At 73.5% G+C, this 17,161-nt stretch carries 16 protein-coding genes and 1 pseudogene; 6 read left to right on the top strand and 11 right to left on the bottom strand.

Annotated elements, in window-relative coordinates:
• Positions 1-22: 22 nt before the first annotated feature.
• From AB0O40_RS15260 to AB0O40_RS15225, 8 genes and pseudogenes are all read right to left on the bottom strand, one after another.
• Entirely contained in the window at positions 23-1,621 is a 1,599-nt protein-coding gene (locus AB0O40_RS15260) for an alpha/beta hydrolase (RefSeq protein ID WP_365040554.1), read from the bottom strand.
• Between the two features lie 466 nt (positions 1,622-2,087).
• A complete protein-coding gene (locus AB0O40_RS15255; RefSeq protein WP_365040551.1) occupies positions 2,088-2,543 on the bottom strand; it encodes a VOC family protein in 456 nt (151 codons plus the stop codon).
• Between the two features lie 53 nt (positions 2,544-2,596).
• Positions 2,597-3,406: pseudogene (locus AB0O40_RS15250) on the bottom strand (VanW family protein); the annotation flags it as partial.
• 415 nt (positions 3,407-3,821) lie between these two features.
• On the bottom strand, positions 3,822-4,181 hold the full coding sequence (locus AB0O40_RS15245; protein WP_365040549.1) for a DUF952 domain-containing protein: 360 nt from the start codon (positions 4,179-4,181) through the stop codon (positions 3,822-3,824).
• 7 nt (positions 4,182-4,188) lie between these two features.
• Complete coding sequence (locus tag AB0O40_RS15240; RefSeq protein WP_365040546.1) at positions 4,189-5,340, bottom strand: aryl-sulfate sulfotransferase; 1,152 nt, start codon at positions 5,338-5,340, stop codon at positions 4,189-4,191.
• A gap of 63 nt (positions 5,341-5,403) precedes the next feature.
• Positions 5,404-6,411, bottom strand: a complete 1,008-nt coding sequence (locus AB0O40_RS15235; RefSeq protein WP_365040543.1) for an NrtA/SsuA/CpmA family ABC transporter substrate-binding protein — start codon at positions 6,409-6,411, stop codon at positions 5,404-5,406.
• Positions 6,412-6,467: 56 nt separating this feature from the next.
• Entirely contained in the window at positions 6,468-7,202 is a 735-nt protein-coding gene (locus AB0O40_RS15230; RefSeq protein ID WP_365040540.1) for an ABC transporter ATP-binding protein, read from the bottom strand.
• Complete coding sequence (locus AB0O40_RS15225) at positions 7,199-7,981, bottom strand: ABC transporter permease subunit (RefSeq protein WP_365040538.1); 783 nt, start codon at positions 7,979-7,981, stop codon at positions 7,199-7,201. Before AB0O40_RS15225 ends, AB0O40_RS15230 begins: the two co-directional genes overlap by 4 nt.
• Before the next feature lie 129 nt (positions 7,982-8,110).
• Between AB0O40_RS15225 and AB0O40_RS15220 the strand changes: the two genes are divergently transcribed.
• Entirely contained in the window at positions 8,111-8,680 is a 570-nt protein-coding gene (locus AB0O40_RS15220; RefSeq protein WP_365040536.1) for an XRE family transcriptional regulator, read from the top strand.
• Positions 8,681-8,808: 128 nt separating this feature from the next.
• On the opposite strand, the gene AB0O40_RS15215 is transcribed toward AB0O40_RS15220, so the two are convergent.
• Positions 8,809-9,579 (bottom strand): SDR family oxidoreductase, encoded by a 771-nt coding sequence (locus AB0O40_RS15215; RefSeq protein ID WP_365040533.1) that lies wholly within the window; start codon positions 9,577-9,579, stop codon positions 8,809-8,811.
• Between the two features lie 208 nt (positions 9,580-9,787).
• Between AB0O40_RS15215 and AB0O40_RS15210 the strand changes: the two genes are divergently transcribed.
• Positions 9,788-10,165, top strand: a complete 378-nt coding sequence (locus tag AB0O40_RS15210; protein ID WP_365040530.1) for a VOC family protein — start codon at positions 9,788-9,790, stop codon at positions 10,163-10,165.
• A gap of 127 nt (positions 10,166-10,292) precedes the next feature.
• Positions 10,293-11,030, top strand: coding sequence for an SDR family oxidoreductase (locus AB0O40_RS15205; RefSeq protein ID WP_365040527.1), 738 nt, complete (start codon positions 10,293-10,295; stop codon positions 11,028-11,030).
• A gap of 40 nt (positions 11,031-11,070) precedes the next feature.
• On the opposite strand, the gene AB0O40_RS15200 is transcribed toward AB0O40_RS15205, so the two are convergent.
• Together AB0O40_RS15200 and AB0O40_RS15195 are read right to left on the bottom strand one after the other, a co-directional pair.
• Positions 11,071-11,436, bottom strand: a complete 366-nt coding sequence (locus AB0O40_RS15200) for a DUF4180 domain-containing protein (protein ID WP_365040525.1) — start codon at positions 11,434-11,436, stop codon at positions 11,071-11,073.
• A gap of 140 nt (positions 11,437-11,576) precedes the next feature.
• On the bottom strand, positions 11,577-11,942 hold the full coding sequence (locus tag AB0O40_RS15195; protein ID WP_365040522.1) for a hypothetical protein: 366 nt from the start codon (positions 11,940-11,942) through the stop codon (positions 11,577-11,579).
• 478 nt (positions 11,943-12,420) lie between these two features.
• On the opposite strand from AB0O40_RS15195, the gene AB0O40_RS15190 reads away from it, so the two are divergent.
• From AB0O40_RS15190 to AB0O40_RS15180, 3 genes are all read left to right on the top strand, one after another.
• Positions 12,421-13,815 carry an FG-GAP-like repeat-containing protein gene (locus tag AB0O40_RS15190; RefSeq protein ID WP_365040519.1) on the top strand — a complete coding sequence of 465 codons (1,395 nt, stop codon included), beginning with the start codon at positions 12,421-12,423 and terminating at the stop codon, positions 13,813-13,815.
• A 129-nt stretch (positions 13,816-13,944) separates the two neighbouring features.
• Positions 13,945-15,135, top strand: coding sequence for a transglycosylase family protein (locus AB0O40_RS15185; protein ID WP_365040516.1), 1,191 nt, complete (start codon positions 13,945-13,947; stop codon positions 15,133-15,135).
• A gap of 101 nt (positions 15,136-15,236) precedes the next feature.
• The gene (locus AB0O40_RS15180; RefSeq protein WP_365040513.1) at positions 15,237-16,775 is read left to right on the top strand and encodes an FG-GAP-like repeat-containing protein; all 1,539 of its coding nucleotides are present in this window, start codon (positions 15,237-15,239) and stop codon (positions 16,773-16,775) included.
• Positions 16,776-17,161: the final 386 nt, after the last annotated feature.

The following is a 17,161-nucleotide window of genomic DNA, read 5'->3' as shown; positions in this document are numbered from 1 at the left end:
CCCGCTGGGTTCGGATCCCGGGTCAGTGCAGGGCCGGGATCACGTCCTGCGTCTCGTCGACCGGCGTCGCCGGCGCCCGGTGCCGGGCCAGGGTGGGCGGCGGTTCCTCGTCCGTGCAGGCGGTGTTGCGGGCCGGCAGGGCCAGGGTGGTCAGGTAGTCGTTGACCAGGGCGCTCACGCAGGCGCTGCGGTTGTAGCCGGTGTGGCCCTCGGCGTCGAAGGTCAGGAGCCGGCCGTTCTCCAGGGTGCCGGCGAGGGCCACGGCGTCCTGGTAGGGGGTGTCGGGGTCACCGGTGGTGCCCAGGACCAGGATCGGCGCGGAGCCCGCCGCGCGGTACGAGCCCTCGTACCGGCTCGGCCGCTCGGACGGCCACTGGACGCAGGTGGGGGCGTGGTTGTGGTCGTAGGTCGGCGGTCCGAAGCCGATCGCCGGACCCAGCAGCGGAGCGGTGGCGACCTCGGCGCTGACCAGGGCGCCCATCAGCAGCCGGCTCGTGGGGTAGACGCGGTCGGCGCACTCCACCGCCATGTTGACGTTGAGGAAGTCGAAGGAGGCGGGGGAGGGCGGCGAGAGCAGGAACGAAGTCCGGTGCTCCTGGGCCGCCTTCAGGGCCTCGCCGAAGGCGGGCCAGATCTCCTTGCCCGAGTTGATGTTGAACATCAGGCGGTAGGCCAGGGTGTAGCCGGTGGCCGGCCGGCCGTTGGGCGTGATCACGGGGTCGGCGTCCAGCGAGCGCTTCAGCGCCTCGAAGGCCTCCCGGGGCCGGCCGTCGCCGAAGCCGCAGGCGGTGGCGTTCTGCGCGCACCAGTCCAGGAAGCGGCCGAGGGCCGCGTCCAGCGCCTTGAACTGCCCCGCGTCGTAGGCGTAGGGCACGTCGGCGTACCGGCGCGGGTCGTAGGCGCCGTCCAGGACCATGGCCCGGACCCGGCGCGGGAACTGTGCGGCGTAGACCGTGCCGACGTAGCTGCCGAAGGAGCGGCCGTAGAAAGAGAGTTGCTGCTCTCCCAGGGCCTGGCGCAGCAGGTCGAGGTCCTTGGCGTTGGAGGCAGTGCCGATGAACGGCACCAGGTCGGCGGAGCGTTCCGCGCAGGTCCGGCCGAACTCGGCGCCCTGGCGCACCGCTTCGCGCAGTGCGCCCGGTCCCGGCATCCCGCGGGCGGCGTCGACGGCGGCCGAGTACTCCTGGTCGTTCCAGCACTCGACCTGTCCGCTGCGGCCCACGCCCCGCATGTCGTACCCGATGACGTCGAAGCCCTCGCGCAGCGCGGCGGGCAGCGCGGCGTAGCTGTTGCGGGCGAAGCTCACGCCCGAGTTGCCGGGTCCGCCGGGGTGCAGCACCAGCACGCCGGTGCGGTGCGCCGGATCGGCGGCCCGGCGCCGGGTCACCGCGATGGGCAGGGTGCGGCCCGTGGGCTCCCGGTAGTCCAGCGGGACCTGGGCGGTGGCGCACTCGAAGCCGTCCGCGGCGCCGTCACACGGGCCCCAGGACAGGACGGGCACGGGCGGTGCGGCGGGCGCCGCGGCGGTGGCGGCCCCGGGCGCGGTCCCCATCAGGGCCCCGGCTGCCAGCACCGAGAGGGCGGCTCCCCACGCGGTGCGCAGGCGCGCACCAACAAGCATTTTCCTATGCATATGTGATCCCCCGTCACGGACGTAGTCCAACGTCGACGTCGGCCAACGTAGCCGCAGGCCAGCGGTGCTGCCAGGGACCGGCCGGGGTTGTAGCGGCTCGGTCACACAAGGCTCCGCGGCCGGGGACGCGTCAGGGCCCGTGCCGGAGCGGCACGGGCCCGGTCGGAATCCGAACGACGCGGCCTGGCTTGTCCGGTGCAGTGGTCGACGACGCCGAGGGCGTCTGCGTGGGCTCGGGCGTGAGGTCGGAAGGTGACGCGGAGGCCGGCGGCGTCGGGGCGGGATCGGACGCGGACCGCGACGCCTCGGCCGGCTGCGACGCCGCCGAAGGGGTGGCTCCTGGTTTGAGCCGGCCCTGGAAGCGGTAGGGGCAGCCGGGCTCGTGCTCGGCAGGCTGCGCAAAGGCCCGGACAGGATCACTGTCGACAACGGACCAGCACCGGTCCGACGCCGGTCAGACGATGTCGAATTCGTTGCCCTCGGGGTCCTGCATGGCGGCGGCGTAGAACCCCGCATCCGGCTCGTCCTTGATCCGCAGGACGGTGGCGCCGACGTTGACCAGCCGCTCCACCGCAGCCTTGACGCGCCGTGTCCGGACGTCCAGGGGGACGTCACGGCCCCCACCGACCTTGAGGTCGAAGTGCCACCGGTTCTTGGCGACCTTCGGCTCCGGAACCTCCTGGAACCACACCCGTGGCCCGTGCCCCTCGGGGTCGACGATCGACTCCGGAACGTCCCCGGCGCCCGTCGGCAACTCTTCCTCGGGCACCCCCGACGCCACCCAATAAGCACGCCACGTGGCATGCCCGTCGGGCGCAGGCTCAGGCACGTAGCCCAGGGCCTCGGACCAGAAGGCCACCATCTTTTGTGGATCGGAGCAGTCGATCGTCAGCTGCACTGTCATTTCCATGCGCGGAGCCTGCCAGACGCGTCTGACAGACGATGCGCCTTCGCAGCAGGGCCCTAGCCGCGGTGGGCCGGGGCCGTCGGTGCCGGGGCCGTCGGTGCGGGGGCCGGGGTGTGCGGGGCCGTGCCGGGGGTGGCCGGCTGGGCGGCGGCCGGGGTGGGGGTGCCCGGGGTGGGGGAGGGGGACTGCGGGACGCAGACGACCTCGTCGCGGGGGGTGTAGTGGGTGGGGTAGGTCTCCCGGCGGACTTCCTGGCCGTTCTGGACGAAGATCCGGTCCACGGTCACGTCGAAGCCCTCGAGCGGGGTCTGCGCCTCGCAGTCCGGGCCGGTGGCGGTCACCTTCGCGGGCGGCACGACATTGGTCCGGGGGCCCTTGGCGCTGCGTATCTCGTCGTACTTCTTCGTGCCCAGCATGGTGATCGTCACGGACTTGTCCGTGGAGCGGGCCTCGATGTACAGCGGGTGGCCGGTGTCGTTCTTCCAGCGCAGGTCGAGGGTGCCCCAGGCGACGGTGGCCTCGCGGCCTTCCGGGTACCGCTCGATGTAGAAGGAGTGCGCGCCGTGCTCGACCGGCTGCACGCCGGCGAAGAAGGCCGCGTTGTACATGGTCGTCGCCACGGCCGAGACGCCGCCGCCGGGTGCCTTCACGTACCGGCCGGCGTCGATCATGATGCCGTCGACGAAGCCGTGCTCCGCGGTGCGCTCGCCGACCGTGTTGTTGAAGCTCCAGGTCTCGCCCGGCATGACCAGCGAGCCGTTGATCAGCTGGACGGCGCGGCCCACGTTGGTGGTGCGGTACGGCGCGGTCGGGAAGGCGACGGTGAAGGAGGAGATCTTCTCCATCCGGCCCAGGCGTCGGGCCTCGTCGAGGGTGGCGTGACGCTGCGCGGAGGCGTCCGTGCGGGTCCCGGCCCCGGCGCCGGGGGAGACGCGCTCGATCCGGTCGCCCATGGCCGGGCCCGGCTGCTGGGCGGCGACGGCGCCGGTGGCGCCGATGCCCGACAGGCCGAGTACGGCGGCTCCGGCGATCAGGGGCAGGGTGATCCGCCGCTTGTCCGTCCGGCGGTGTGCGCGTCGCATGTCTCTCCTGGTGGCTGGGCGTGCCCGGCGCGGTGCGGGCGCCCCGAGGGGCGTCCGTACGCCGGGCCGCACACCAGAATGGAGCAATTCGGACAATTAATGTCGAAAACGTGACAGTCCTCACGGTGGTGGGGCCGTCACGGCGAGTGACGGAGAGGGCGCCCCGGCCGGGTGGCCGGGGCGCCCGCCAGGGCTGTGATCAGCGAGGACGGAGCCCGCTGGCCCGGTCCTCCCCGTCCCATACGACGTCCAGGACCTGCACCACGGCGTCCCGGTTCAGCGGGCCGAAGAGGTGCGGGAAGAGGGTGTCCGCCGGTACTCCCGGCGGCGGGGCGGGCACCGCCGCCTCGGCCTCCACCCGGGCCGTCACCCGCGCCTCGTCGATCAGCAGCGCGACCAGCGGCCGGGGCGCCTCGCGGTAGAAGGCGTTCACCACGGCCAGCGTGGTCGCCTCGTCCGGCGAGCAGTGGATGAACCCCTCGTCCTCGAGGGAGGGGGTGACGTAGGGCTGCCCCGGCTCGGCATCCCATTCGGCCAGCGGTACGGCGTGGTAGATCATGCTCCGGTTATACCCCAGGCGTCCGCGGGCCCGGCTCGGGGCGGGTCCCGGCCAGCCAGGGGATCTCCTCGGCCGCGTAGCGGTAGGCGCGGAAGACCGAGTTCTGGGCGCCGCGCGAGGACTCCAGACCGACCCCCTCGCCGAAGGCCCCGAACTCGGGGACCACGAACTCCCACACCACGTCACCCTCGGGGGTCACCTCGAAGAGCCGGCCGAAGGACCCCTCGGCGATGAAGGTGTTGCCGTTGGGCAGCCGCTGGGCGCTGGACATGTACGGGCTGTAGAAGTTCTGCGGCGGGTTGTCCTCGTAGGCCCACACCTCCGCGCCGGACTCCGGGTCCAGCTCCAGGACCCGGGAGTAGGGGACGGAGGTGGTGTCCCGGTAGGTGCCGTTGTCGAAGACGAGGACGGTACCGCCGGGCAGTTCGTGCGGGTAGTGCTGCTGGGCCAGCACCTCCGGCCCGATCCGCCAGCGCACCGAGCCGTCGGCGCGGTCGACGGCCACGGTGGTGGAGGCGCTGCGGAAGCCCACCACGATCCCGCCGTCGGCCAGTTCGTTGACGGTGTTCGCCATCGGCCAGTGCTCCCGGGCGAAGTGCGGGTTGAGCGGCACCTGTTCGGGGTCGAGGTGCTCGATCGCGGCCCACCGCCAGACCACTTCGCCGCTCCAGGTCAACTCGTAGACGACGTCCCCGTAGACGATCCCGCCGGGCGCCTCCGAGCCGGGGATGCCGCCCCGGATCCGGGCCGCGTCCGCCGGGTCCAGCGCCTCGACGGCGAGGACGATCAGGTTGCCGTTGGCGAGCACCGAGGCGTCGTGGTGGTGGAAGGGGTGCCGGGTCTCGCGCACCACGCTCCCGTCGGGGGCGATCTCCTGGAAGACGCCGCCGTGGTAGACGTCCCAGATCGGGAAGAGGGTCGGGCCCGAGGTGTCCTTGCCCTGGTAGAAGAGGTTGCCGTTCGGCAGCAGGCGGCCGTGCCGGCCGGGCGGGTGCGGGGAGGTCCAGGTGTGTACGACCTCGCCCTCGATGTCGACGAGCCGGACCTCGCCGGGGCCGGCGATCGGGGTGTACAGGGTGTACCCGCCGTAGCTGCGCGCGGGGTCGTGGGCGCGCAGCCCGAGGCCGCGGCGGCGCAGGGTGTTCTGGTCGACGGTCATGATCGGGTGGTGCTCCTGTCGGTGGCGGGTGGCGGGTGGCGGTACGGCGGTGGGCCGGTGGGGTCAGGGCAGCGTGACCGCGGCCGGGTCGGCGGCCGCGAGCGGGGCGGTGTCGACGTGGCCGCGCAGGGCGGCCCGGCCGGCGTCCCCGGGCAGCTTCTGGGCGGCCTTGGCCCAGGCCGCCTCCGCGGTGAGCTGGTCCAGCAGCGCGGGCGAGAGGCTGGTGCCGTACGTGTACTTCGGGGCGAACGCGGTCACGTATGCGGGTTGCAGGGCTCCCTTGGCCCCGGCCACCACGGCACGCCGGGCGCCGGTCGGGTCGGCGGCCAGCTCCTGCCGGGCGCGCACCAGGGCGCGCAGGACGGCCGTGGTGCCGGCCGTCCGGGCGGCCGGGCCGGCCACCAGCAGGGTCCTCGCCGTGTAGCCGGTGAAGGGCACCTCCGCGTAGCGGCCTCCCAGGGCGGTGCGGGCGGCGTCGTAGAAGCTGGGGAAGGTGACCCCGGCGTCGACGTCGCCGCGGGCCAGGGCGGCGGCGACCTGGTTCGGGGCCAGGTTCACCACCGTGACGTCGGCGGCGGTCAGGCCGGCCGAGCCCAGCATCCGCGACAGCGCGTACTCGACGTTGGTGCCGCGGGGCACGCCGACCTTGTGGCCCTTGAGGGCGCCGAAGCCGGTGATGCCGTGGTCGGTGCGGGTCAGCAGGCGCCAGTCGGAGAACCGGGAGAGTTCGGCGACCACCCGGACGTCCCGGCCGCCGAGGGCGGCGGTGACGGCCGGCAGGTCGCCCACCACCCCGAGCTGCGCCTGGCCGCCCAGGACGGCGTTGAGCGCGTCGCGTCCGGTGGCCAGGGCGGTGATCCGGGCGTCCACCTGCTGGGCGGACCACAGCCGGCGTTCCTGGGCCACGTGCACGGCCGCGCCGCCGAGGTGGTCGCTGGTGGCGAGGGTGACCGCGGTCCGGCCGTCGGCGGACGACTCCCCGCCGTCGGCCGAGCAACCGGTGACGGTGGCGAGTACGGCGGCCAGCACTGCGGTGGCGAGGACGTGGGGTCTGGCACGGTGAGGGGACACGCGGGGCGGTCCTTTCGGGGCTGGGGATGGCGGAGGTGGGGGTGGCTGTCCGGGGCTCAGGTGGCGCCGAGCCGGTCGGCGATCGCGGCGCGCAGGCCGGGGGTGACCGGGCCGGGCGGCACCGCGTGGTCGGCGAGGACCCCGCCGGGCGGGCCGCCGAGCACGACCACGCGTTCGGCCAGGGACAGGGCCTCGTCGATGTCGTGGGTGACGAACAGCACGGTGAGGCCGGTGCGTTGCCACAGCCGGCGCAGCAGGTCCTGCATCCGGGTCCGGGTCAGGGCGTCCAGGGCGCCGAACGGCTCGTCCAGCAGCAGGACGTCGGGCTCGGCGGCGACGGCCCGGGCGAGCGCCACCCGCTGCTGCATCCCGCCGGAGAGCTGGGCGGGGTACTTCTCGGCGCCGTCGGCGAGCCCGACCTCGGCCAGCGCGGCCAGCGCGCGCCGGCGCCGTTCGGCCCGCTTCAACCCGAGCCGCTTGAGGGCGAATTCGACGTTGCCGCGGGCGGTGCGCCAGGGGAAGAGCGCGTAGTGCTGGAAGACCACCCCGCGGTCGGGCCCGGGGCCGGTGACGGGGACGTCGGCCACGGTCACCCGGCCGGCGGTGGGGCGTACGAAGCCGGCGACCGCACCGAGCACCGTGGACTTGCCGCAACCGCTGGGGCCGAGCAGGGCGGTGAAGGATCCGGCGGCCAGTTCCAGGTCGAGGCCGTCCAGCACGGGGGTGGCGGGTGCCCGCCGGGAGCCGCCGTACGCCACCGTCAGGCCCGCGATGCGCACCGGGCGGCTCATGAGGTGCCCCAGTGCGCGAAGCGGCGTCCGGCCGCGGCGAGGAGCAGGTCCACCGCGACGCCGAGGAGGCCGAGGACCAGCAGGCCGGCGAACATCCGGTCCACCCGCAGGAACTGCCCGTCCACCTGGAGCCGGTAGGCCAAGCCGGCGTCGGCGCCGCCGAGTTCGGCGGCGACCAGGGCGAGCAGGGCCACCGAGGCGCCGTACCGCAGGGCCGCCAGCAGGGCGGGTGCCGCGGCCGGCAGCAGTACCTCAGAGAAGCGGCGGTGCAGCGGGGCGCCGAGGGTGCGGGCGGCCCGCAGGTGGGTGGCCGGCACCCGGGACACCCCGTCGTGCACGTACAGCCACACCGCGAGGAGTACGGCGTAGGCGATCAGGAGCCGCTTGGCCGTCTCGCCGATGCCGAACCAGGCCGTCGCCAGGGGGACCAGGGCGATCGCCGGGATCGGCCGCAGGAAGGACACCAGCGGGGTCACCGCCGCCGACAGCCGCGGCAGGTAGCCGGTGGCGAAGCCGAGCGCGGAGCCGGCCAGGGCGCCCAGGAGGAAGCCCTGCGCGGCCCGGGACAGGCTCGCCGCCAGGTCGGTGGCCAGGGTGCCTTCCCGGGCGGCCGCGACCAGGGCGGACAGGGTCTCGCCCGGGGTGGGCAGCAGCCCCGGGGCCACCGCTCCCGAGCGGGCCAGCAGGTGCCACAGGGCGAGCGCGGCGGCGGCCGCGCCCAGGGCGGGCCAGAGCCGGCCCGGGGCGGCCGGGCCCGGTGGGGAAGGGGTGGCGTGCACGGGGGAATCTCCTCGGTCATCGATAAGTGAGGTCAATAATTGACGACGTCTATGAACGAGGTGTTGCAGCAGTACGAAACGTTCCGGCGCCCCGCAGGGGCCCGGTGCGGATGAGGTACGTTCACGATCGTGTCCCGCCCCGAACCCACCCCCGAAGCGATCGAGGTCGGTCGGGTGATCCGCGCCTGCCGGAAGCAGCGCGGGGTCGCCATGGCCGCACTCGCCGCCCGCTCCGGCCTCTCCCAGCCCTTCCTCAGCCAGTTGGAACGCGGCCTGGCCACGCCCAGCCTCAGCTCCATCTACCGGATCGCCGAAGCCCTGGACGTGACCCCGGGCACCTTCCTGCGGCCCCCGGACCGCCCCGGCGCCGTCAGCCACCAGAGCGACCCGCAGGTCATCCGGGTGAGCGAGGCCGCCGGCCAGATCGCCCGGGTGCTCATCCCGGGCGGTACCAGCGGCCTGATGGAGGCATACGAGCACCACTTCGAGCCCGGCCGGGGTGAGCGGGGCTGGTTCGAGCACCCGGGCGAGGACTTCCTCTACGTCCTCAGCGGTGCGGTCGTACTGGAGTTGGAGGGGGAGGAGCCGCTGACCCTGACGGCCGGTCAGAGTGCCCACCACCGGGGTGAGATCCCGCACCGCTGCCGGTTGGCGGGGGACGAGGCGGCCCGCACCCTGCTGGTGACGGCCAGCGCCTGACGGTCCGTCAACCGGCGGGCAGTGCCTGACGGTCCGTCGACCGACGGCCGGACGCGCCCCCACCGGTCGGCGGGACCGCGTCCGGTGGCCCTTCAGCGTCCGGTGGCCGTTCAGCGAGTGGTGGCCGGTCAGCGCGTGGTGAAGCCGCCGTCGATGGCGAGGGCCGCGCCCGTCACGAAGGACGACTCGTCGCTGAGGAGGAAGGCCACCAGCGGGGCGATCTCCTCGGGGCGCGCGATCCGGTTCACCGGGTGCAGTGCGGCGATCTGCGCGGCCGCCTCCTCGCTGGTGATCATGGTGGTGCGGGCGAGCGGAGTGTCCACGCCGCCGGTGGTGATGGCGTTGACCCGGACCCCCTGCTCGGCCACCTCGAGGGCGGCGGCCTTGGTCAGTCCCACCACGGCGTGCTTGGCGGCCACGTACGGCGCCACCCCGGCGAAGCCGACCACGCCGAGGTTGGAGGCGTTGTTGACGATGGAGCCGCGGGTACGGGCCACCGCCGGCAGCTGGTGCTTGAGGCAGTGGAAGACGCTGGTGGCGTTGTGGGCCAGCTCGGCCTCCCAGGCCGAGGCCTCGATACCGGCGAGCGGGCCCCCGGCGTTGATGCCACCGGCGTTGTTGAAGGCCCCGTCCAGCCGCCCGAACTCGGACTCCGCCGCGGCCACCAGGGCCGCGGCGTCCTCCTCGACGGCCACGTCGGCCGCGACGAACAGGGCCCGCCCGCCGCCGGCGCGGAGTTCCGCGGCGGCGGCCTCTCCGACGTCCTTGCGGCGGGCCCCCAGGACGACGGCGGCCCCCTCCGAGACCAGGCGGCGGGCCACCGCCAGGCCGATGCCGGAGGTGCCGCCGGTGACGATGAAGACCTTGGAGTCGAGGCGTGCGGAAAGGAGTGCGGACATGAGTGGTCCTTCGTCGGAAGTGCGCGGGAGACCCGCCGGATGCGGTGCCGCCCGCCCGGCGGGCGGGGCGATCACCGGACTCAGACTGCGCGATCCGAGGGGCCCGGGCTGGCGGGATTCCGACCTCGCGTTTTCGGTCCCGGGGCGGCGGGAGGACGATGGACGAAGGGGGGCACGGCACCACCACGGCACAGCGCGAGGAGACGTCATGTTGGCAGCGGACAAGGCCTTCAGCGGGTACTCGGTCGACAGCATCGACGCGGCGAAGGCCTTCTACGGCGACACCCTGGGGCTGGACGTGTCCGAGGACCACGGCATGCTCTTCGTGCGGCTGGGCGCCGCGCGCCTGCTCATGTACCCCAAGGACGACCACCGGCCGGCCACCTTCACCGTGCTGAACTTCCCCGTGGACGACATCGACGAGGCCGTCGACGCACTCGTGGCGCGCGGTGTGGTCATGGAGCGGTACGAGGCGTTCGAGCAGGACGCGAAGGGCATCGTGCGCTCCGGCGAGGGTCCGGAGCCCTCCGTCGCCTGGTTCAAGGACCCGGCGGGGAACGTCCTCTCGGTCCTGCAGGACGGCTGACTCCGGCGCCGCGGCGAGGGCGGGGCCCCGGTCCGTTCGCGATTGCCAAACGGAGGGGTCTCCGTTTAGTCTTCCGGTCAGGTGGGGACGTCCCCACGTCAGCCGTACTCACAGGGGGAGACGGGGCATGTCCGGAATCCACGGCAAGGTCATCGCCATCACCGGCGCCAGCAGCGGCATCGGCGAGGCCACCGCGCAGCACCTCGCCGCGCACGGCGCCCGGCTGGTCCTCGGGGCCCGGCGCGCGGACCGGCTGTCCGCCGTGGTGGACGGCATCGGCGCGCGCGGCGGCGTCGCCGACGGCGTCCTGGTGGACGTCACCCGGCGCGCGGACCTGCGGCGGCTGGTGGACACAGCCCTCGAGCGGCACGGCCGGCTCGACGTGCTCGTCTCCAACGCGGGCACCATGGCCGTCTCGCCCTTCGACGAGCTGCGCCAGGACGACTGGGACGCCATGGTCGCCACCCACGTCACCGGCCTGCTCAACGGCATCGCCGCGGCCCTGCCGGTCTTCCGCCGGCAGGGCTCGGGCCAGTTCGTCAACGTCGGCTCCACCGCGGCCCACGTCGTCACCTCGCCCCAGGGCGTCTACGCCGCCACCAAGACGGCGGTCAAGGTGCTCACCGAGGGGCTGCGCCAGGAGGCCGGGCCCGACCTGCGCGTCACCCTGATCTCGCCCGGCTTCACCCACACCGAGGGAGTCGGCAAGGGGGCCGGCCCCGAGATCGCGGCCGCGCTGACCCGGCGGCGCGACGAGATCGCGATGCCGCCCTCGGCCGTCGCCTCCGCCATCGGGTACGCCATCGAACAGCCGCCCGGCGTGGACGTCGGTGAGATCACCATCCGCCCCACCGCCCAGGCCTGACCGGATCGCCGGGCCGGGCGGGCCGGGAGGCGGGCGGGGCTCAGGCGGTGCCGAGGCGGGTCCGGAGCGCTTCGAGATCGGGCAGGAACCAGGTCTGGGTGCCGCGGTTGCACTCGCGCACGAAGTCCTGGAGCGCCGAACTCGCCTCCGTGTGCCGGGAGATGTCGCCGAGGACGACCAGGCCCACCCGGTAGTTCACAAACTTCTGGATGATGTCGCCGGCGACCTTGGTACGCAGGCGGAAGAAGTCCTCGGCGAACCGCCCCACGGGGACTACCACCCAGCGGGCCCCCTGCCAGGCGGCGTTGCCCACCAGGTCCAGGGCGTCCTGCTCGCCGGCGATCGCCTCGCCCTCGGCGGGGCACATCATCACGGACACGTCGTGGATCTGCTGGAACTCGCTCATGAGGATCGAGACTAGGTGCTGACAACCCCCGCGGTCGACGCCGTTCCGGCTCGTCGGCGGGGGTTGTCCGCTGTCCGGGCCGAGGTCCCGGCCCGGTGCTGCGGACGTCCTCGCGGACGGCCGCGGCGCCCGGGCGCGGGTCAGGAAGTGCGCTTCAGCGTCCAGGTGTTCGGGTTGAGGCTCGGCACCGAGGAGTACTGGCAGCCGCTGGAGAAGTAGGTGCTGACGATGGTCCAGCCGGCCGGCGGCCAGGTGGACGCGCAGGCGTTGACCTGGGTGCCGACCGGGTAGCCCCGAAGGTCCTTGATCTGCTTGCTGTTGGGGTTGAAGCCCGAGCCGCAGGCGCCGCTGTTCCACCACTGCACGTCGACCCAGCCGTCCGGGGTGAGCGTGCTGGAGCAGATGTTGCGCGTCTCGCCGGCCGCGGCGGAGGCGGGGCTCGCGGTGATCGCGAGGGCGGTGAAGGCCATGGTGGCCAGCGCGGCGGCGTAACGGGTGCGGATCATGAGGGGTTCCCTTCGGGACGCGCTGGACTCGCCGCCGACGGTCGGCGGAACCGTCAGGCGCCGGGTCAATTGGTATCCGACCAGGTCAGGCGGCTGACAGTCGCGTTTTGGGCATAACTGTCCGCTCATTTAAGGCCGTTGACCGACCCGCGCGAGTTCGTCCGCCGGGCCGCCCGCCGCCTCCCCAGCCGTGTCGCGCGGCAGTTGCGCAGGTGGGGGCCGCGATTCCCCAATCGGAGTGGAGCTCTCCGCAACTTTCGTTGAACGTGCAGGTCAGAGGCGGTTCTGGACGGGGACTTGCGTTCCGCTCGAGGCCGCCGAGGTTCCCCTTTTCCTCGGCCGGGGCTGCGTCCAGGCTGTGATCCGCCGCCAGGGGGACCCCACTGGCGGTCGACCGATATTCCGCCAGCTTCCTGGCAATCCGTTCGGCCCCCACCGCACTCGGGGTCCATCAGCCGCGCCCGAAACAGGAGTTCACGTGTCCCAGCAGTCCGCCGTGTCCCCCCAGGCCACCGCTTCCGCCCTGCCCGCCGCCGCGCCCCGCAAGAACGGTCTGCGCCGGCTGATGACCTCCGCCCTCGTGACCATGGCGGTGGCCCCGGCGCTGATGTTCACCGGCGCCCAGTCCGCCTCCGCCAGCGTCGGCTCCAACATCGTCGCCATCGCCGAGGCCAACCTGGGCAAGGGCGCCTGCGACACCAACAGCGCGGGCGGCTCCGGCTACTACACGAGCTGCGGCGAGTCATGGTGCGCCGACTTCGCCAAGTGGGTCTGGGCGCAGAACGGCGTCAACGTGGCCGGCCTGACCCCGGCGGCCGGCAGCTTCGGCAAGTACGGCTCGGGCCTGCACTCCACCCCGCACGTCGGCGACGCCGCCGTCTTCAACTACAACGGCGCCGGCTACGCCGACCACGTCTCGCTGGTCACCTCGGTCAACTCGGACGGCTCCGTCGGCACCATCGGCGGCAACCAGAGCGGCAAGGTCACCCGCGGCAAGATCACCGCCGCCGGCTACTACGGCTCGCAGAAGATCAGCGGCTACGCGTCCCCGATCGGCGGTCGTGGCGGCGACGTCGGCGGGGACCTGGGCCGGGTGCGGTGGGCGGACTGGGACGGGGACGGCAAGTCGGACTACATCACCGTCGAGGACAGCGGTGCGGTGAAGGTGTACGTGAACAAGGGCGGTGACGGACACGGTGGTTGGCAGGAGTTGGGCCAGGTCGCGACCGGCCTGACCAACGACCGCAACAAGGTCCGCTTCGCCGACTTCGACGGCGACCGCAAGGCCGACTACATCGTGATATCCGACAGCGGCGCGCTGACCGTCTACCTCAACAAGGGCGGCGACGGCCGCGGCGGTTGGGAGAACATCGGCCAGGTCGCCACCGGCACCACCCGCAACGCCGACCAGGTCCGCTTCGCCGACTTCGACGGCGACGGCAAGGCCGACTACCTCACCGTCGCCGACAGCGGCGCGGTGGAGGCCTACCTCAACCGCGGCGGTGACGGGCACGGCGGGTGGGACGCCCAGGGCCAGATCGCTTCCGGCCTGACCTCCGATCGCAGCCGGGTCCGGTTCGCCGACTTCGACGGTGACGGCAAGGCGGACTACGTGGTGATCAACGGGAACGGCTCGGTGGTCCCGTACTTCAACCGCGGTGGTGACGGCCACGGCGGCTGGGACAGCCCCGGCCAGGTCGCGACCGGCCTGACCACCGACCAGGACCAGGTCGCGTTCGCCGACTTCGCGGGTGACCGCCGGGCGGACTACCTGTTCACCAAGTCCGGTGGAGGTGTCGAGGCATCGGTCAACAACGGCGGTGACGGCCACGGCGGTTGGCAGAGCCTGGGACAGATCGCCGCCGGCGCCTGACCCCTGGTACCGCACCGGCCGGGAGCGCGAGGCCCCTTTGGGCCCGCTCCCGGCCGGTGACGCCCGCCCCTTCCGCCTTTGAGCCTCCCCGCGGCCGTGCGCCCGGGGTTACCCGAAAGAGAGTCAGACGTGAGCAGGATCTCCCGCCGCAAGGCCACCGGTTCGCTGTTGGCAGGCACGGCACTGGCCGGTGCGCTCGTCGCCGGCGGGGCCGCCGGCACCGCGAGCGCCGCCTCGGTGGCCACCTGGGACAAGGTCGCCGCCTGCGAGAGCGGCGGCAACTGGAGCATCAACACCGGCAACGGCTACTACGGCGGACTGCAGTTCTCCGCGAGCACCTGGAAGGCGTTCGGCGGCACCGCCTACGCCGCCCGCGCCGACCTGGCGACCAAGCAGCAGCAGATCCTCACCGCCGAGAAGGTGCTGGCGAGCCAGGGCCAGGGCGCCTGGCCGAGCTGCGGCCCCGCGGCCGGCCTGGGCGCCGACCACGCCAACCCCTACCCGACCACGCCCACCGCCCCCGGCGGGGATCTTGGCCGGGTGCGGTGGGCGGACTGGGACGGGGACGGCAAGTCGGACTACATCACCGTCGAGGACAGCGGTGCGGTGAAGGTGTACGTGAACAAGGGCGGTGACGGGCACGGTGGTTGGCAGGAGCTGGGCCAGGTCGCGACCGGCCTGACCAACGACCGCACCCGCATGCGGCTGGCCGACTTCGACGGCGACGGCAAGGCCGACTACATCGTGATATCCGACAGTGGCGCGCTGACGGTCTACCTGAACAAGGGCGGCGACGGCCGCGGCGGTTGGGAGAGCATCGGCCAGGTCGCCACCGGCACCACCTCGCGTGCCGAGCAGGTCCGCTTCGCCGACTTCGACGGCGACCGCAAGGCCGACTACATCGTGACCGCCGACAGCGGTGCCGTGACCGTGTACCTGAACCGCGGCGGTGACGGGCACGGCGGGTGGGACGCGCAGGGTCAGGTCGCCTCGGGTCTGACCTCGGACCGGAGCCGGGTCCGCTTCGCCGACATGGACGGTGACGGCAAGGCGGACTACGTGGTGATCAACGGGAACGGCTCGGTGGTGCCGTACTTCAACCGCGGTGGTGACGGCCACGGCGGCTGGGACAGCCCCGGGCAGGTCGCGACCGGTCTGACCACCGATCAGAACCAGGTCGCATTGGCCGACTTCGCGGGTGACCGTCGGGCGGACTACCTGGTCACCAAGTCCGGTGGCGGTGTGGAGGCCTCGGTCAACAACGGCGGTGACGGCCACGGCGGTTGGCAGAGCCTGGGACAGATCGCCGCCGGCGCCTGACCTCCCGTACCGAGCATCTTCCGTACCGGCCCGGGCGGCTCCGCACCTCTGGCTCCGGGCCGCCCCGCCCCGCTTCCCTACCGAGAAGGACCATCCCAGCGATGAAGCGCACCACCGCAGCCGGTCTCGCCGTGCTGTTCTCCCTGGCCGGCCTCGGTGCCGCCGCCGGTCCCGCCGCGGCCGCCACCGCCCCGGCCGCGCCCCCGGTCAAGGTCATGCCGCTCGGCGACTCGATCACCGCCGGATCCGGCAGCTCCAGCGGCGCCGGATACCGGCTGCCCCTGTGGAACGCGACCGCGGCCCAGTCGCGTTACACGATCGACTACGTCGGCTCGGGCAGTTACGGGGCGGTGGCCGACCCCGACAACGAGGGCCACGGCGGCTTCATGATCGACCAGGTGCGGGCCGGCATCGACGGCTGGCTGACGGCGGCCGACCCCGACGTGGTCCTGCTGCACCTCGGGATCAACGACCTCGACCGCGGCTCGGACAAGGAGCACGCCGCGGACCGGCTCTCCGCCCTCGTCGACCGGATCTTCGCCGACAAGCCCGGGGTCACGGTCCTCTTCCAGGGCCTCATCCCCACCACGGGCGGCCTCCAGGGCCCCGTCCAGGACTTCAACGCCAAGGTCCGGGCCTTCGAGGCCGGCAAGCAGGCGGCCGGGAAGAAGTTCCGGTACGTGGAGCCGCCGGCCCTGCGCGCCAACGAGATGTCGGACCTGCTGCACCCGAACGACCTGGGCTACGGCCGGTTCGCCCAGGCCTTCAGCGGGGCCCTGACCAAGGCCGTCAACGACGGCTGGGCCGGCACCCGGCGGGTGTCCCGGGCCGGTACCGAGTCGGGCGGCACCGGCCGCACCCGCTGGGCGGACTTCGACGGCGACGGGCGCGCGGACCTGGTCACCGTCGCCGACGGCGGGGTGGTGTCCGTCTCCCTGAACCGGGGCGGTGACGGCCACGGCGGCTGGCAGGAGCTGGGCCGGGTGGCCACCGGCACCACCACCGACCGCAGCCGCGTGCACCTGGCGGACTTCGACGGCGACGGCCGGGCCGACTACATCACCGTCGCGGACGGCGGTGGGGTGAGCGTCTACCTCAACCGGGGCGGCGACGGCCACGGCGGCTGGGCACCCCTGGGCCAGGTCGCCACCGGCACCACGCCCGACCCGGCGCAGGTCCGGTTCGCGGACTACGACGGTGACGGGCGGGCCGACTACGTCACGGTCGCGGACGGCGGGGCGGTGAACGTGTACCTCAACCGGGGCGGTGACACCCGGGGCGGCTGGGCCGGCCTGGGCCAGGTGGCCACCGGCATCACCACCGACCGGAGCCGGCTGCACTGGGCCGACCTCGACGGCGACGCCAAGGCCGACTACACCGTGGTCAACGCTGACGGCTCGGTCAGCGCCTATCTCAACCGCGGCGGTGACGCCCACGGCGGCTGGGCCGACCCGGGCCGGTTCGCCACCGGCCTCACCACCGACCACAACCGGGTCCGGTTCGCCGACATCACCGGCGACGGCCGCGCCGACTACCTGCTGACCGACCCCGCCACCGGTGCGGTCGCCGTCTGGGCCAACAACGGAGGCGACCCGTCCGGCGGTTGGACCACCTACGGCCAGATCCTCGCCACGTCCTGACGGCCCCCGCCGCTCTCCGGGCACCGCTCGCCACCCCCTTGGCGGGCGGTGCTCGGCCGTCTGCTGCATCCAGCCCCGCCGTCCCCCTTGCCAGCCTCGCCGGCGTTTGAGGCGACCGTCGCGGAGCGGCGGTGCCGGGGCTCCGGGGGCGGAGCCCGCCGTATCTTCCAGCCTCGCCGGCGTTTGAGGCGATCGTCGCGGCAGCGGCGGTGCGGGGGTCGGGGCGTAGCCCCGCTGTCCCCTTACCCAGCCTCGCCGGCGTTTGAGGCGCGGGGGTCCGGGGGCGGCGCCCCACGGTTTCGGGAAGGGGCGGGGTGGGGTCTGGCTCCGCGCAGCGGCCGGGCGCGGGCCCGGGAGCCCCGCCAGGTGGGGGGAGCCCACAGCGT

Origin of the sequence: Streptomyces sp. NPDC089919 (assembly GCF_040684615.1) — a bacterium.
GTDB lineage: Bacteria > Actinomycetota > Actinomycetes > Streptomycetales > Streptomycetaceae > Streptomyces.
The sequence above is the reverse complement of the archived record's forward strand: the minus strand, read 5'-3'. Positions and strand labels throughout refer to the sequence as shown.

What these genes read in the sequence shown, in the direction of transcription:
- AB0O40_RS15260 (WP_365040554.1), bottom strand. Translation starts at nt 1,621, where the DNA reads ATGCTTGTTGGTGCGCGCCTGCGCACCGCGTGGGGAGCCGCCCTCTCG.
- AB0O40_RS15255 (WP_365040551.1), bottom strand. Translation starts at nt 2,543, where the DNA reads ATGGAAATGACAGTGCAGCTGACGATCGACTGCTCCGATCCACAAAAG.
- AB0O40_RS15245 (WP_365040549.1), bottom strand. Translation starts at nt 4,181, where the DNA reads ATGATCTACCACGCCGTACCGCTGGCCGAATGGGATGCCGAGCCGGGG.
- AB0O40_RS15240 (WP_365040546.1), bottom strand. Translation starts at nt 5,340, where the DNA reads ATGACCGTCGACCAGAACACCCTGCGCCGCCGCGGCCTCGGGCTGCGC.
- AB0O40_RS15230 (WP_365040540.1), bottom strand. Translation starts at nt 7,202, where the DNA reads ATGAGCCGCCCGGTGCGCATCGCGGGCCTGACGGTGGCGTACGGCGGC.
- AB0O40_RS15215 (WP_365040533.1), bottom strand. Translation starts at nt 9,579, where the DNA reads ATGTCCGCACTCCTTTCCGCACGCCTCGACTCCAAGGTCTTCATCGTC.
- AB0O40_RS15210 (WP_365040530.1), top strand. Translation starts at nt 9,788, where the DNA reads ATGTTGGCAGCGGACAAGGCCTTCAGCGGGTACTCGGTCGACAGCATC.
- AB0O40_RS15205 (WP_365040527.1), top strand. Translation starts at nt 10,293, where the DNA reads ATGTCCGGAATCCACGGCAAGGTCATCGCCATCACCGGCGCCAGCAGC.
- AB0O40_RS15200 (WP_365040525.1), bottom strand. Translation starts at nt 11,436, where the DNA reads ATGAGCGAGTTCCAGCAGATCCACGACGTGTCCGTGATGATGTGCCCC.
- AB0O40_RS15195 (WP_365040522.1), bottom strand. Translation starts at nt 11,942, where the DNA reads ATGATCCGCACCCGTTACGCCGCCGCGCTGGCCACCATGGCCTTCACC.
- AB0O40_RS15180 (WP_365040513.1), top strand. Translation starts at nt 15,237, where the DNA reads ATGAAGCGCACCACCGCAGCCGGTCTCGCCGTGCTGTTCTCCCTGGCC.